General features: G+C 42.8%; 11 protein-coding genes. All 11 read right to left on the bottom strand.

Translation table 11 applies throughout. The features are described 5' to 3' along the window. Positions 1–219: 219 nt before the first annotated feature. Positions 220–1,707, bottom strand: coding sequence for an ABC transporter substrate-binding protein (locus ACDD58_RS11970; protein WP_370777632.1), 1,488 nt, complete (start codon positions 1,705–1,707; stop codon positions 220–222). Positions 1,708–1,758: 51 nt separating this feature from the next. After that, positions 1,759–2,727 carry a carbohydrate ABC transporter permease gene (locus tag ACDD58_RS11965; RefSeq protein ID WP_117918610.1) on the bottom strand — a complete coding sequence of 323 codons (969 nt, stop codon included), beginning with the start codon at positions 2,725–2,727 and terminating at the stop codon, positions 1,759–1,761. Between the two features lie 15 nt (positions 2,728–2,742). After that, complete coding sequence (locus ACDD58_RS11960; protein WP_370777628.1) at positions 2,743–3,651, bottom strand: carbohydrate ABC transporter permease; 909 nt, start codon at positions 3,649–3,651, stop codon at positions 2,743–2,745. Next, positions 3,651–6,215, bottom strand: coding sequence for a DUF5696 domain-containing protein (locus ACDD58_RS11955; protein ID WP_370777626.1), 2,565 nt, complete (start codon positions 6,213–6,215; stop codon positions 3,651–3,653). Before ACDD58_RS11955 ends, ACDD58_RS11960 begins: the two co-directional genes overlap by 1 nt. 27 nt (positions 6,216–6,242) lie before the next feature. Then, positions 6,243–6,863: a Yip1 family protein gene (locus ACDD58_RS11950; protein WP_370777623.1), complete on the bottom strand. Its 621-nt coding sequence runs from the start codon at positions 6,861–6,863 to the stop codon at positions 6,243–6,245. Beyond that, the gene (locus tag ACDD58_RS11945) at positions 6,856–8,334 is read right to left on the bottom strand and encodes a gluconolactonase (RefSeq protein ID WP_370777619.1); all 1,479 of its coding nucleotides are present in this window, start codon (positions 8,332–8,334) and stop codon (positions 6,856–6,858) included. Before ACDD58_RS11945 ends, ACDD58_RS11950 begins: the two co-directional genes overlap by 8 nt. A 15-nt stretch (positions 8,335–8,349) precedes the next feature. After that, the gene (locus tag ACDD58_RS11940) at positions 8,350–9,255 is read right to left on the bottom strand and encodes a carbohydrate ABC transporter permease (RefSeq protein WP_182432249.1); all 906 of its coding nucleotides are present in this window, start codon (positions 9,253–9,255) and stop codon (positions 8,350–8,352) included. After that, positions 9,248–10,180 (bottom strand): carbohydrate ABC transporter permease, encoded by a 933-nt coding sequence (locus ACDD58_RS11935; RefSeq protein WP_241070948.1) that lies wholly within the window; start codon positions 10,178–10,180, stop codon positions 9,248–9,250. The genes ACDD58_RS11940 and ACDD58_RS11935 overlap by 8 nt, the downstream gene beginning before the upstream one ends. Positions 10,181–10,212: 32 nt before the next feature. Then, positions 10,213–13,182, bottom strand: coding sequence for an extracellular solute-binding protein (locus ACDD58_RS11930; RefSeq protein ID WP_370778741.1), 2,970 nt, complete (start codon positions 13,180–13,182; stop codon positions 10,213–10,215). A 584-nt stretch (positions 13,183–13,766) separates the two neighbouring features. Then, positions 13,767–14,195, bottom strand: a complete 429-nt coding sequence (locus tag ACDD58_RS11925; protein ID WP_370777614.1) for a hypothetical protein — start codon at positions 14,193–14,195, stop codon at positions 13,767–13,769. Further along, complete coding sequence (locus ACDD58_RS11920) at positions 14,185–15,504, bottom strand: VWA-like domain-containing protein (protein WP_370777611.1); 1,320 nt, start codon at positions 15,502–15,504, stop codon at positions 14,185–14,187. The genes ACDD58_RS11925 and ACDD58_RS11920 overlap by 11 nt, the downstream gene beginning before the upstream one ends. Between the last annotated feature and the right edge of the window lie 44 nt (positions 15,505–15,548).

Here is a 15,548-nt window from a genome sequence, read left to right as displayed (position 1 = left end):
CTGTCAACATACAGTGTTGTGCTGCCACGGAAAGCAGCGCAAGTCTTAATGTGCCATGGAAGGCACATTTAAGACGTACACGTCACTCTGCCATAAACTATATCAGGTATACTTAGTTTTTCTTATTCTCGTACATTGGAACAAAATCAGCAGTGACTTTATCAATCTGCCAATCACTCAACATGGTATACCATTTGTCATCCGAATCAGAATCACATATTACTGGATCTTTAATGTATCGATCTCATCCTGTAAGATCTGTTTATTAGACTCGATTGCCTGTGATACTGTGCTGTCACCATTTACGATATCACCGTAAAATACTTTGCTGACTGCACCCTCAGAGTCAATGCTGTTCCAGAGATCACTGTTTGCAAGTGCACCGAGTTTGTTTGCAAGTGCAACCTGATCCTCATCTACGAAACCGGACTCAAACCACTCAGGATCATCACGGTAAGAAATATCATCATGGTACCAGTTCATCATTTCCTCGAATACACAGTAAACAGAAGTTGCATCTTCAACACCAACCGGGATCATGTAGTTGTTTGTGATCATAGCAGGTGTCATGCTTCCATCTCCGCTTGGTCCAACCGGTGCCGGGCAGATTCTCATATCAAAATCATGATTGTCGATCTCCTGGATTAAGATCCATGGCTGTGCAAATGCGAAAGCTACTTTTCCGGAAGAGAAAGCTAAAAGATCGTTGTTCCAGTCATCCTGATAAGGTCTTGCAGATTTATCTACATTGTATAACTGATCGATAAAGTTGAATGCCTCAACTGTCTTAGGATCACTTAAACCTTCTGTGTCGGAATCTGCGATCGTAGCATTGTTCGATGCGCAGAAGCCCTGAACTGTCAGTGTCCATGCGCTGCCGTATCCATATACATCCATGTTGCCGTCACCGTCAGTATCCTGTGTACATGCTTTTGCGTATTCTGCGAATTTATCCCAGGTCCACTCTCCTTTTTCTGCGAGGGATTCCGGAGCCTCTAAACCTAAGGAATCGATCATGGCTGCATTGTATGTCATATACATTGCGCCGGATGGGATCGTGGTTGATTCATGGAATAAATAATCATCATTACCAAGCAGGTTCTGTTTTGTAAATACGGTTCCGTCTGTCATGATATCAGAATCAGCCGGTGCATAATCAGAAATTTTCTGTACATATCCGTTTGCAACCGGTGAGATACCAAACTGAAGATCTGTCAGATAGATATCGCAGTCCGGTGTACCTGCTGTGACAGAGGTATTGATACTGTCGATGATTCCATCCCAGCCAAGATTTACCCATTCGATCTTGCAGTTCCATTTTTCCTCTACGGCACGGACTGCATCCAATTTCATCTGCATAGTCTCCTCATTTGTCCAGGAGCCGCCTGCTGCCTCAATATCATCCAGAGACTGATAATTGCTGTCCCAGTATTCATCCCACCAGAGACCGATCTTTATGGTTCTTCCTCCTAAATCCTTTGCCTCATAACCGCTGTCAGCCACTGCTGCATCAGAGCCTTCCTCAGTATCTGCTGCTGTTTCGCTCTCTGCACTGTTCGTTTCTTCCTTCGCGCCAGCATCTGCTGCGTTATTTCCTGCATCTGCCCCCGTGTTAGCAGTATTTCCGCCGCATGCTGTAAGTGATGCTGCAAGTGCACCTGCCAAAAGTACTGAAACCACCTTGTTTCCAACTGTTTTCCTTCTCATGTGAAAACCTCCTTCTTATAAATAAAAATATATGTTTCCGAAGTTACCATGCTAGCCAACGATACCGCTGCGGCTGGCTCCCTCGATAAAACGCTTCTGTAATAAAATGTAAATAATGACGATCGGTATTACCATCAGCACGATTCCGGCATACAGATAAAGCTGTGATACCGCTGTATCTTTGATCTGATCGATAAACTCGATCGATGCCCTTAAAGTAGAAATTCTCATACTCATTAAAAGTTTTGAGTTGATGGAAAATAATTTTGCATAAAATGTATCATTGTACTGCCATACCAGTGAGAAAATGCTGACAGTCAGTACAGACGGCATCGCATTGACTAACATGATACGAAAATACGTGTAAAACGATCCTGCACCATCCACAACCGCTGCTTCTTCAATCTCCTTTGGCAGCCCGCGGAAAAACTGGTTAAAAATATAAATATAAAGTCCTGACCGCAGTCCACAGCCTAATGCTGTCATAATATACATCGGGACTTCCGTGCTTAAAAGATTGATGCCATGTCCTGTCACAAGATGTAATATTCCAAAGATATCAAAGTTACGGAACTGTGTGTATAGCGGAAGCATCAATGTATCATTTGGAATGACGATCGTTAAGATCACACAGCCGAACAATACTTTTTTAAACGGAAACTCATATCTTGCAAATCCATACCCTGCCATGGAACAGATCAGAATCTGGATCAGTGTCAGTGAGATCACATATGCAAATGTTGTCGCAAGTGTTCTCGGATACGTCATTCTTGTAAAAGAAGTGATGTAATTCTGCAGCGTACCCTCTGCCGGAAGCAGCATGACGACCGGATTGTAGAGGTCATTTGCCGTAAAAAATGAATTTGCAATGATCGTGATCAGCGGTCCTAATATAATGTAGGAAATACCGATAATGATCACAACTTTAAGCAGCCCGATCAGAAAACCTTTGATCTGTCTTCCTGCTTTTTTTACCTGAATCTCGTCGAGAGGCTGGTCTTTTAAATTTCTGATATTCATATACTCTGCCACCCCCTAATTATAGTAAAATACTTTCTTTGAAATCAGCTTACATACAATGATCAGCAATGTGATGACGATCACGGAGCTAAGTAAACTCATCGCTACACTCACACCCCAGTCAAAGTTGACAAATGCCATATCATATGCTTTTTCCACAACATCACTGTCTACGAAAGAATCAACGATCGTATACACAACATTTGTGATGATAAGAGGAGATACCATCGGGAAAGTTACTTTCCAGAATGTCTCATATCCTGTTGCACCCTCGATCTTTGCAACCTCATATAACGCTCCCGGCACTGACTGCAATGCTGCAATAAAGATGATGATCTGCACACCGGATGCCTGCACGATATCGAAAATCCTTCCGACTGCCGCTGTGATGTAGTCGAGCAATGCGACCGGAAATCCAAGATCCATAAACAGGCTCATAAAATAATCTACATTTACGCCCGATGCAACTGCCGCCTCCGCAGATACTGCTGCAACACCGCCGGTAACTGCCTCCCTTGCCATCTCGATTGCATTATTGATCGCTCCGGCATTCATGATGATAGGCAAAAATAAGATTGCACGGACAAGTGTTCTCCCCTTAAGCTTTCCATTACAGATCATCGCGATGAACAGACTGAAAAAGATGATCAACGGAACATCAATGATGATATTCCGAATGGAAGTTGCTAAGATCTGGTTGTAAGTCGGGTCCTGAAACAGTGCATATTTGAAATTATCAAGTCCGGTAAACTTTAACGTATATCCACCGGATTCAAGCATCTCCATTTTGCTTAAACTAAACCGCACTGCCTGGATCAGGCTTTTTACATAAAACCATAAAAATCCGATCAGCCACGGTGTGATAAATGCAAAACCTGTCAGGGCACGTTTCTGCAATAACGATAACTTTTTCTTTTTCTTCATTATGCCTTACCTCCCTTTACCTGATAACTCATTGCATCTACGGTCACACCGCCCTCTGTGATACTCTTATCTGTTTTATTAATGTAAATAGAAACGCCGTTGTCATATTCTGTCTTAACAAGACCGTCATCTGTCACTTCGTGATGAACCATTGCTGCTCCCTGCACCTGTTTTAATGCCCCATTGATCGTCTGGTATGCATTTATGGCATCTTCCATCCAGGTCTGATAACAAGTGGAATACTGGTCTGCCGAGGAAGTATATTTCATAATGCTGGAATCTTCCCAGGAAAATGTAAATCTCGGTGCACATCCATACTCGATATAAGTAAGAAGAAGCGCATCATCAATATCTTCATCCCGAAGGTTCAGTGCCTCCCCGGAGTAATCAATACTTCCATGAATGACCATCTGGTAAAATGGGATCTGCTCGTCAATGATATAAAACTGGCTGTATTCTACCGGCGCGTCAATGATGTCGGATACATAACCAAATGTGTATGCGTTGCCGCCCTCTTCCATCAGTGTCTTTTCTGTCGCCGCAAGTTTTCCATATTGTGCTTCCACAATCTGTTTCGCTGCCTGTCTGTCGATCAGTTCTGTTCTCTTTTTGTCAGAGGCAAGAACATTGGAAAGATCCCTTAAACAGATACCGCTGATATCGTAATTTGTGATCTTACCTGTAAATTGATCTACATAACGGTTTAAAAACTTCGGTGAGATCATATAATATGCAAGCTCATCATACCATTCTAAGGTACTTGTCTGACGCATTGTCGCCGGGTTTACGGCTCCGAGTTCTACCACATAACCGGAATAATATTTGGATGCCTCAAGCACATCATTAAAACGTTTCGAAGTATAAGGTACTTTCTGGAATGAAACATTTCCATATAAAGCTCCGCCGTTTTCCTCTAAAACATCACTTAAATGTTCAAGTTCTTTTTTACTTCCGACTTTCTTAACCAGCCTGATCTTATCTGCCACATCATGATAGATACCGCCGTTAAACCAGCCCTCATAATTCATGCGGATCTTTGTGATATCCTCTCCGTAAAACTCCTCTAAGATCTTTTCTGCTTCCCCGTATGTGGTCATTGCCGAAATTCCGGTGTAAGGAACTCCCATCACATGCTTTTTCGTTTCCACTCCGCCAAGAACATCTAAGTACAATGGAATATCTCCGGTTTCGTTTGTCTCTTTTAAGGTACCCTCTTTGATGAGCTGATCCCGGTAACATTTTGCCATGCCGGAATAATCTGCCTCATTTCCGGAAAGGAAGGAATAACATACGGTAAGATTTTCATCGTAAATATTATTTTCAAGTACCGGTACGTCTGCCTGGTTTCCGCTGACGCCAAACATATTTAAAAGCTCAATCTCTCTGACGCAGAACTCCGGATAAACATAATTGTAACTGTTGAGTTTTCCGGATACATCTGCATTTACGATCGCAAGTGCATCACCACCTGTGATCCTGCCTAAAAATGCGCTGTCACCGTTTTTCATTCCGAATACCGGAATCCTTGCATCCTCCGTGTATTCTGTCACAACGTAACTCTGCACAACCGGATCGATTCCATAGATGTTCTGGCTGTATGCCGCATTTTTACATCCATTATTTAAATTGATCAGTGCTCCTGATCCGTCCGGCACAAACATATAACCATCCGCATCTGTTCCCGCTGCCCCGAAGAATGGCAGAACCCTTATTCTTGAAATTACAGCTCCGCCTTTTTCCTCGATCTCTTTTGTCGGAACAGATACGCTAAGTCCATTGTCTGTCAGGCGGTACTCAAGTGGAATGGTAAAGGAAATATTCTCTTTCTCATCCGTCTCTGCCATATCTACTGCATAGTCATCTGCAGTGTATCCTGCCTGTTCGAATAATTTATTTAATTTTCCCATTCCGACTTTTGAGGACTGCGCCTTTTCATTCAGTTTATATACCCCGTCTTTCAGACGGAACTTTGCTTTTACCGTCCTGGCATCTTTCTTATCCAGCTTATCTAACACCAGTGTCTGCAGACGTTCCTCTGTGATCTGTAACGGCACGATTCCGGTTGCCGAATCAAGATCCGCAAGTGTATATGTATAGCGGATACCGTCTTCAATGCTCTCTGCTGTGAACTGTCCTTTTTCGATGCTCATATCATAATTGTTCATCGTAGCACTGTTCCTTGCCGCATTGTAATAGGTAAGTGTCAGTGTTGCGTTCAGTTCTGCCGCATTTACCCCGGAAACGATCGCATCAGAATCACGTCCCACCGGATTGGAATAAGTAATATTACCGGATTCTTTTTCATAAACCGCGATCTCTGTCGTCTCTGTGTTGGTATAAAGTTTTAACGTATCGTTTTCTGCAACTAAGACCATACCAGGTACACATGTTTTATCATCTTTTGCTGCCTGAAATTCGCTTCCGCTTTCCACTTCATAGGAAGAAAGATACTGTTTGTACGCATCATATCTGAAATAACGGAATACGACATTTGCGATCACTCCCACGGCTATGACCGCTGCCCCTGCGGCTACAACCACTTTCCATTTTATTTTCCGTTTCATAGTAAACTCCATTTCTGCCCCCATTTTCTATATACGCAGCATGATCTCGTTATAGAGACTCTCTACAAATGCGACCACCTGACCGATCAGTGAAAATAAAAGCATTACCACAAAAATAATGATCAGCATTGCAATAAAAGTCAGTATCATGGTTGCAAGTGTTTTTCCAAGTGTATAATTATGTACCGTCATGATACCCACCAGCACCAGGAACAAAAACCATGCGATCCCGACTGCTAAGAGCAGATAATAAAATGCGTCTTCATCTTCTGCCACTACCTGTGAAAACAGGATTGCCGGAATAAATGTAAGTATCATTGGAAGCATTGCGTAACCGCACACTGTAACGATATCCTTAAATCTTCCTTCCCCATCCATCAGACAGGTGATCGACCAGTTTCCGACACAGAATAAAAGGAATAAAAGAAATACTGCACAGATCTCAGCAAGGCTGTTGATCTCCATCGGATTCACATGATTGACCACAAACCCCGCATACTGTCTGTTTGCCGAAAAACAGACTGCAAACAGAAAAACAAACAGAATAGAGAGTCCCACGCTTCCTCTGCCACGGTGTCTGATCTCGTAAAAACCATCGGACGGATGCCCCAGTGTATAAAATGCATACTTTACTTTTTCCTTAAACATGAGACGCCCTCCTCTCTTTCCATTTCTTCTTTCCTATCTTATTCCAGAGTATCAAAAGAATAATAAGGATCAGTGCTCCGGTCAGATAACCTGCCAGGTTTTCCTTTAAGATTTCATTCCGGTAACGCTTATATGCGATGGAATAATACTGTCTGTTGTTTCCGGTCTTAAAGCACTCCATTGCTTTTTTGTTTTCCCCTGCGGCAAGGTAACTTTTTCCGATTCCGACATAGGCAAGCTCAAAGTTGGAATCTAATTTTAAAACTTCCTTCCAGCACTCCACAGCACTTACCTCGTCACCGTCGTAACGGAGACCGACCGCCTGATTGATCAGGGAGCCATAATTTGTTGCTCTGTATTTATCCACAAGGTTTTTTGAACCATCTAATACAATGATCTCATCTCCGATCGTATCGATCGCAGTCGGTGTGTCAAAAGTTCCCTCCTGGCTTCCGATACCGCCAAAAACATAGAGAAGATTGCCTTCGTGGTCGTAGGTGAAGATCCTTCCTCTCGTGGAATCAATGATTGAATAGATTCCCTTATCCCTGACCACGACATCAGTGATGCGGGATGCTCCTGAATAGTCTCCGGTAAGCCGCCATGTAAGATCTCCGGATACTCCGGCAGCCCCTTTCTGGATCACATCCTCACCACTTGGATTTAATCGGCGTACAGACTGTTCTCCCTCTGCGTCCACGTTCGTTGCATAAACGAAACCGTCAGAGTCGATCTCCATTCCGGTAAATTCTGTCGGAATAAAAAGCTGCTGTTTGGCACGCTGTGCTTTTGTGGACAGCTTTCTCCAGATGATCTCTGCTGTTGTGATCTGCACATTGATGGTTCCGGTAAAACCGGTAAAGTTTCCCTCTGCATCAAATGCCATGATTCCCTCAAACTGATTCTGTGCTATGACATAAATTCTGTCTGCATAATCAACAGCCACCTTGAGCGGAGAAAACACATAATTTTCTCCAAGGATATCTGACTGTGGATTTTCAATGATCTGGATCAGATTTCCATCTTTACCTAACTCTACCACACGGTAATTTCCGGTATCTGCAACATACAGATATCCGTTTTCTGAAATATAAACTCCATTCGGAGAGGAAAAAGTATCTTCCTTTCCATCATTTAAGAACCCTTCGATCACCGTCTTTAACCGGAAACCGGCATCTGTCACAACGATCCTGTTATTTCCGGTATCTGCGATATAGACATTTCCGTCTGCATCGGTATTTAAGTCCTGCGGACTGGAAAAATTCCCGCACCCGATGGCATCCCCCGTTACCGTGCCATCCGGCACATAAGCTGCCGGTGTGTATTTGATATCTTCGTAATAGTCGTAATTATAAGTTTCATAAGGCACATTCTCTCCGGCATAAACAGCCGTCCCCCCGATATCGGAAAGAAGTACTGCAACTGCTGCTGCCGCCGCAAATATGCACTTTCGCATTCCTTTTTCTGGCATTTTCTTCTCCCCCTGTTAGTCCTTCATACCGGACGTGGTCATCGTCTCGATGACGTTACTCTGGCATATGATAAAGAACGTGATCGGTATTGCAGCAATAATAAGCTGTACTACCGCACCAGCTCCCTGTCTTGCCGGCCCTCCTGCAACGATCTGATACAGTGCATACTGAAGAGGCTTTAACTGCTCACTTCTTAAAAATCCGCTTCCTGTATTTGCCCATAATGTCTGGAACTGGAAGATCGCAAGTGTCAGCCATGCAGGCTTTACATTCGGCATGATAATGGAAAAGAAGATCCGGAACTCTCCGGCTCCGTCAAGTCTTGCCGATTCGATCAGTGAATCCGGGATCTGCTCCATGAACTGTTTCATCAGGTAAAGTCCGAGTCCATATGCAAATGCCGGTAAGATTACCGCTAAATATGTATTGTTGATCCCCAGCCAGGAAATGATCATGTAGTTCGGGATGGCGGTAACATTGTAGGAAAACATCAATGATAATACGACCATCGAGAATAAAAATTTCTTTCCCGGAAAATCGTGTTTTGCAAGCGGATATGCTGCCAAAGATGCAAACAGCACATGTCCTACGGTTCCAAGTCCTGTAATGATCAGGGTATTTAACACGTATCTGGTAAAAGGCACCCAGGAACTTGACATCAGTACATACAGATCACTGAAGTTATCCAGTGACGGGTTCCGCACAAAGATCTGCGGCGGATAGCGGAATAATTCATCTAACGGTTTTAATGCATTGTTTAAGATCATTACTAACGGCAGTGCCATGAACACACCACAGATTCCCATGATCACAAACAATATCGTGTTTCCCGCCATGGAACGGTTTAACTGTTTCGTGTGTTTTATTTTCCACCGGGATGGTTTTTTATAGTAATCTTTTTTACGCTTCAAACTATTCACCCACCCTTCTGATTGCTTTTTGTACAAGCTGGTTCGTTCCAACCATCAATGCAAACAGGACAGTTGCGATTGCACATGCATAACCCATCTCATAACGGGTACCACTGCCGTAATCGATCAGATGTGTCACGATCGTCGCACCGGAATAATTCACACTCGGATTTCCTGCAAGATTGATGGAAATATCCGCCACTGCAAATGACTGTGTGATCTGCATAACTGCACCAAACATGAGCTGCGGCCGCATGGACGGGATCGTGATATACCACAATTCCTGCCAGCGGTTTTTGATTCCATCCATCGCTCCCGCCTCATAAAGGCTCTTGTCAACGGTCTGTAAACCTGCGATAAAGGTTAAGAATCCGGTTCCAAGACTCAGCCATAGCTGTACGATAATGAGGATCGGCAGTACGTATTTTTCTGTTTTCATCCACTGGATCGGCTCGTAGAGAAATGACCATTTCATCAGCCATCCATTTAAGTAACCGTAACGGTCACCGGAGATAATGATCGACCATACCATAAAGGCGTTGCCTGAAATCGACGGTGCATAAAAGATCAATGTCAGGAATGCTCTTAGTTTTCCTTTAAACTCATTGATGATCCACGCAAACAGGAAACACATGATATAACTTAACGGTCCTGTTACCACCGCAAAAATGATTGTGTTTTTGAATGCTTTCTTAAAAACATCATCATCCAAAAGCAGTTTGATGTAATTTCTCCAGCCGACAAAATTCGGTGTCTCTAACATGTTGAAATCGGTAAAACTGATCCCGATCGAGGCAAGTACCGGCAAAACTGTGAATAAGAAGAAAAGAATAAAATACGGTGCGATCATCACATAGGACATTTTGTATTTTTTCATTTCCAGTTTTGTCTGCTGCCACTTACTCCTTTTTTGCATTTTCTTTGTTTCTCCCATCCCAATCTCCATTCCCTTTGTCCGATATACATTTACTGTTTCGTATCGGACGCGGTTTTCATACCAAACTCCTCGCGTTTACTTGTGATCTCAGCATTGATGTATTCGAGATATTCATAAAGTGCTTCTCTTGGCTGCATCCTCTTATCTTCATCTGCAGCTACAACTGTATAGAACGCATTGTTTACATTTCGCCATGTAAAATAGCTTCCCGGAACCTGACGGATTCCTTTTACATTTGCAAACTGGGCTTCTAAGGCTTCATAGTCATCCGTCGGCCACGGCAGATTTGCAAATGCCTCAATGTTTGCTGTCGGATAACGCGCTGCCTCACCCATCAGCCCCTCCATCTCTTCGCCATAAGAAGTCTGTATCTCTGAAGAAAGCCACCATTTCATAAACTCCCAGGAAGCTTCCTTATCCTTTGTTCCGCTCATCATCATACATGCAAGTCCTGTGCTTGCAGAGGTATTATTGATGGTTCCGTCTTCCTCTTTTACACCCGGCAGTGCCGTAAATCCCCATAAACCTTTGATATCCGGTGCTGATACTTCAAGTACGTTGTAAGTCGTATAGTCAGCAATGATGATCGGTGATTCTCCGGTACGGAAACGCTGTTCCACAGAAGTCTCACGGTCTAATTTGTAATCTGTATAGAACTCACAGTATGTCTTAAATGCATTGACTGCCTCATCCGAATCTAATGCAGATGCTGTCGCATCTTCATTGTAAAGTTCTCCATCGTGCTGATATAAAAGACTGGTGAATGTCAGCTCCGTTGGCAGCATGCCAAGTGACATCTGATTTTTGGAAAGCTCGGATAATACAACCTTCATATCATCCCATGTCTTTGGTATCTCAATTCCAAGTTCATTCAGAATATCTTTCCGGTAGAACATCATCTCAAATGACTGTGTCTCCGGCAGTGCGTATAATGCCCCATCATACATAAACGACTCCACTGCACTTTCACGGAAGCGCTTCACCACATCCTTATAATCTGGAAACTGTGTCAGATCCACAACTGCACTTCTGAGTCCATAGTTGACTGGAAGATCATTTGATGATGCAGTCGTTCCAGTGGATGATGTCGCTACCGTTCCATTCGTGCCATTGGCTACCTGAAGTGCCACATCCGGTCCCTGTCCGGCTAACGTTGCCTGCAGCAATGTATTCATATCTACAAGCTGTACATTGACATTAATATTTGTCTCCGGCGTAAATGTCTCATCGATCAGTGCTTTTATAACATTCGCCTGGTCACGTCCGCTTCCGATCCACACAGTGATCGTCCGGCTGTCCTCGCCCTCCTCTGCAACATTTCCGATTGCATTGTAATCTACGATAAAAGAATAAAATAATTTCTTAAACTCGTGCACGACACCTGCTGCCACGGAACCCTTATCTTCCGTCACTTTCTGGTCCGGTGAAGTAATATAGATGGCATCTAACTGCAGTGGCTGCTGCTGTGCATTTGTGATCCAGGTTCCAAGTGCACTGACATTTGTTTTAAATGCCTTCACCATTTTCGTGATCTTTTCTGTATCACGCAGGATCTCATTTAGCTGATCCCTCATGGTAATGATGACTGTCTCCTCGCTTCCGGCAACTCCTAATGTATCAAGTGTATCTAACACCTCATCAAGTTCATCACGGATCACTTTCAGTTCTCCCTCCAGCTCCGGCAGACGTTTTTCTATCTGATAATCACGGTACTCATCCGGTGAAACACCAGTAATTCTTATGATCTTGCGGTATTCACTGTTTAACTCCGTCACAATGCTCTGCACATCGCTGATAACTCCGGCGAAATCTCCAAGTACCACCTGCATGCGCAGTGTGTGATGTCCTTTATCCAGATAAAACCGGTATGCATCTCCTGCATGATCAGAGAGCGTTGTCATTTTCCAGGTACTGTCATAAGTAAAACCATAATGGTTTAATTCCTCAAAAGGTACTTCTCCATCGATCATGATCTTACGGGAAACATAGATTCCTTTAACGAAATTCTGTTTAGAATGTAAAGTGATATTGTAAAAACCATTCTCCTCCACATCAAATTCCCATTCGATCCACTGACCTGTCAGTCTCCAGCTGTTACCACCGATGGAGTTATTTTTCAATACTTTTGCACTGTACGGTGTGATCGCCGGTGAGGATTGATCCTGTACCGGATAGAGCATTCTGGATGATTTCTTTGTCGCATGTTCTGCCTGAATCTCAATGGACTGTCCACTGGTATCGGCTGCTCCGTCCTTTTGCTGCTGCTCATATACCGTCTGATAATCTAAAAGATTTTCTTCATTCTGTAAGCAGATCGAATGAAGGATCATCGGCTCTCTGCGTGAAACGATGGTAATCTCATGTTTTCCCTTTGTAAGGAAAACTGAAAGCGGCTCCGTCACATACCCATCCTGATCATAAAACCGTGAAAAAAGCCATTCAGGTGCCCCCACCTGCGTAGGTTTTAAATCATTTCCCTGATTGTCCTCATCCCAGATATCTGAGGTATTTACCCAGACTCTGGAAAATTCGATCAGTGAAAGTTCCCGGTAAGGCAGCTCTCCATCAACAAAAAAACTTCGCTGGATGGAAGAACCATTTCCCTCTACCGGATAATAAGAGATACCAAATTCATACATTCCCTCATCAGCAATGTCTACCTCATAGGTAAGCATCCCGCTCTCTCCGGTATAAACAGAAGTTCCTTCCATCCCCTCGTAATCGGTAAGAACTTCCGGCTCCATACCTGCACAGTCAATATAATCGGCACCGTTGATCTCATAAGACTTTTCCGGCTTTTTTATATTTTCAAGCCCTTCCTTATAGGCTTCATACCCCTGATATTCCGCCGTATAATTGAGGATCTTTTTATAATCCTCATATGTCTTTGCCTTTGTCTGTGCATGAAGTGTCACACTCTGCCCTATACAAAGCCCTCCGGATGTAAAAATCATCACTGCCGCCAGTGCACCCGAAACCCCCTGTTTCAAAAATCCCATCTTCACAGCTATCCCCCTCTTATTTATAACAGTGTTTCTAACCTTCGAACCCTCCAAGATAACTTTGTTAGCTTTGATAACTTTGTTAATATTTAAGTTATCGTTAACTTAATTTTTATTATATATATTGTACTATTTTGCGTCAATATTTTCAATTATTTTTGTATAATCTGCACATTTTTCTACTTCTTTTTTTGTAGAATATATTTCACCAAATTTTCACATTTTGTTTATATTTACTTAATTTTTAATTTTTTAAGTTATTTCCACGCTGCTTTTCGGGCAATATCCACAGAAACTGTTGTGTGGTAAATAAGTACTACTCTATGTATTTTCGCTTATTTTCGTTGTATTTCACATGTTGTCTGACAATTAAATTTAAAAAATTTTATGCATTACAACATATAATTTTTAATTTGTTGACGCAGAATTTATTATAACAGTTGTCGTTTTTCTCAAATACTGTAATTTCTGGACTTTTTTTGCATGAATTTTCTGCGAAAATACATTTTTATCAGATTGTAAAATTTCCTGTCACAAAAAAACATGCAGCTTCTAAAATTATAAAAACCGCATGCTTTTAATTATTTTTTGTGTCTTTCTTCAAGATTCTTGATTTTATCATCCATACAATTTTTCAATCTAAAATTATCGATCACCCAGACGATCGGTTCGATATCTGTTCCGTCTAAAATTGCAGCTTTTGCATCCGTTATGATATCCCACCACTGCGGTGTCTCATATTCTTCTGTCACAAACTCTGCCAGTGCCGGATGTTCTGACTGAATATAAAGTCCCATCGTTCCTACCGGTTTTGATCTGTTCATGCTCTCGGAGATTGACGCAAACATCGGATAACACCAGAAATCCGTGCAGTAAGTTTCGGGAATCGTATACTTTTCCCGGATTCCGGTACCGAAGAACAGAACTTTTCTGCCCTCTGCCACCGCATGTTTTAATTTCTCATACTTATTCTCTATGCCGCTTCCTGTTTCACAATTTTCATGATGCACTGCGTTTTTCTTTAAATTCTTCCGGCTCAAGTCTTAGCCGGATTGCCCAGGGCGGAACCACCGCATCATCATAGTCCTCCAAAAATAAAAATGCTGTCTGATAGTCCGGTCTTGCTTTCGGATAAGTCCCCCTGCCATCTGTAAAATACAATAAACCGCCAATATTTTTTAACTCCCCACATTCGATCAGGTCATTGACATAGGAAAATACCGGCCGGAAATCCGTACTGCCGCCTCCTGCAACTGTAAACTTCTGCATCAGTGCCGTAATATCACGTTCACTTTTTAATTCAATATCCGACCGGATCTGGTTATCACATTGGATGACACGTATCCTAGACTGCGAAAAAAAACTGTTTTTCTGTGTCAGTATCGAAAATGTCTCCTTTAAAAACTGTTCCACCAGTGTGCCGCTTGTGGAATAGCTGGTATCAATAGCGATCACAAACTCCCGGATCTTTTTGACTTCCCGGCTCTCAAGCGGCTCCATTAACGGCATATTTCCATACAATTTCAATCCATATGTATAATAATTCAGATCAAACTCATCCTGGTTTACACCAATTTCCTCACGCAGTACCGAAAAACGCTGTAAAAAGTCCTTATAACTTCTTCTGCTCTTTTCTGCTGTTGCCTGTGCCAAAAATAAATCCTCACCGTCCGTTGTCTCACCGCCACGCAGTTCCTGCTCCATCTTCGTCTGTCTTGCGATCTTATTCCACTGATCCTGGTTTCTTACCGCCTGTTCCTGCTTTGCCTGTCCATCCTCTTTTTTCGGCCAGTAACAATGGTCATCCGTGTAAAATTCCTTTTGCAGCAGAATCTTTTGTTCTAACTCATCCCCCTCGATCATCCGGTATATCACAGCTGCAGAGATCCCCTGTTTCTGCTCTTTTAATCTGTCATACATCTGTTTTCTCGTCCAGCTTAAAATACGTTTTGTACATTCCGCCTGCATCTGGTCGATCGTATATTCCACTGCGATATCACATGCTAAATTCCATGTCCTTCTGTCCCTGCTTCCTCCAATCCACAAATGCGAAAAAATGCAGTGCAGTACCGTATGCAGATATGCACGGTCTAAATACAGCGCATTCTTTTCAAAAATCCCGATCAGCCATTCCGGTGCTACATAAAGATATGCACCGTCTGTTGCAAATGCCCGCAGATTCGGATCAATTTTTAACTGTAACTGCGACAATGCCAGTTTTAAATACCGCAGTTCCATATATAATTCATGCCGTACAAACTCCATGATCTTTGCCGACATCTCTTCCTGCCATTCTGACTCCGTCTGTATATGTGCCACGTTTTTCTCCTCTGATACAATAAACTATATGCCATGCGAAACAT

It is taken from the genome of Roseburia sp. (assembly GCF_041325975.1).
In the GTDB taxonomy this organism is placed as follows: Bacteria; Bacillota; Clostridia; order Lachnospirales; family Lachnospiraceae; genus Roseburia; species Roseburia rectibacter.
This window is presented reverse-complemented; position numbering and strand designations above follow the sequence as displayed.

Excerpts from the sequence above, each read along its gene's own strand:
- ACDD58_RS11970 (WP_370777632.1), bottom strand. The coding sequence starts at position 1,707 with ATGAGAAGGAAAACAGTTGGAAACAAGGTGGTTTCAGTACTTTTGGCA.
- ACDD58_RS11965 (WP_117918610.1), bottom strand. The coding sequence starts at position 2,727 with ATGAATATCAGAAATTTAAAAGACCAGCCTCTCGACGAGATTCAGGTA.
- ACDD58_RS11960 (WP_370777628.1), bottom strand. The coding sequence starts at position 3,651 with ATGAAGAAAAAGAAAAAGTTATCGTTATTGCAGAAACGTGCCCTGACA.
- ACDD58_RS11955 (WP_370777626.1), bottom strand. The coding sequence starts at position 6,215 with ATGAAACGGAAAATAAAATGGAAAGTGGTTGTAGCCGCAGGGGCAGCG.
- ACDD58_RS11950 (WP_370777623.1), bottom strand. The coding sequence starts at position 6,863 with ATGTTTAAGGAAAAAGTAAAGTATGCATTTTATACACTGGGGCATCCG.
- ACDD58_RS11945 (WP_370777619.1), bottom strand. The coding sequence starts at position 8,334 with ATGCCAGAAAAAGGAATGCGAAAGTGCATATTTGCGGCGGCAGCAGCA.
- ACDD58_RS11935 (WP_241070948.1), bottom strand. The coding sequence starts at position 10,180 with ATGGGAGAAACAAAGAAAATGCAAAAAAGGAGTAAGTGGCAGCAGACA.
- ACDD58_RS11930 (WP_370778741.1), bottom strand. The coding sequence starts at position 13,182 with ATGGGATTTTTGAAACAGGGGGTTTCGGGTGCACTGGCGGCAGTGATG.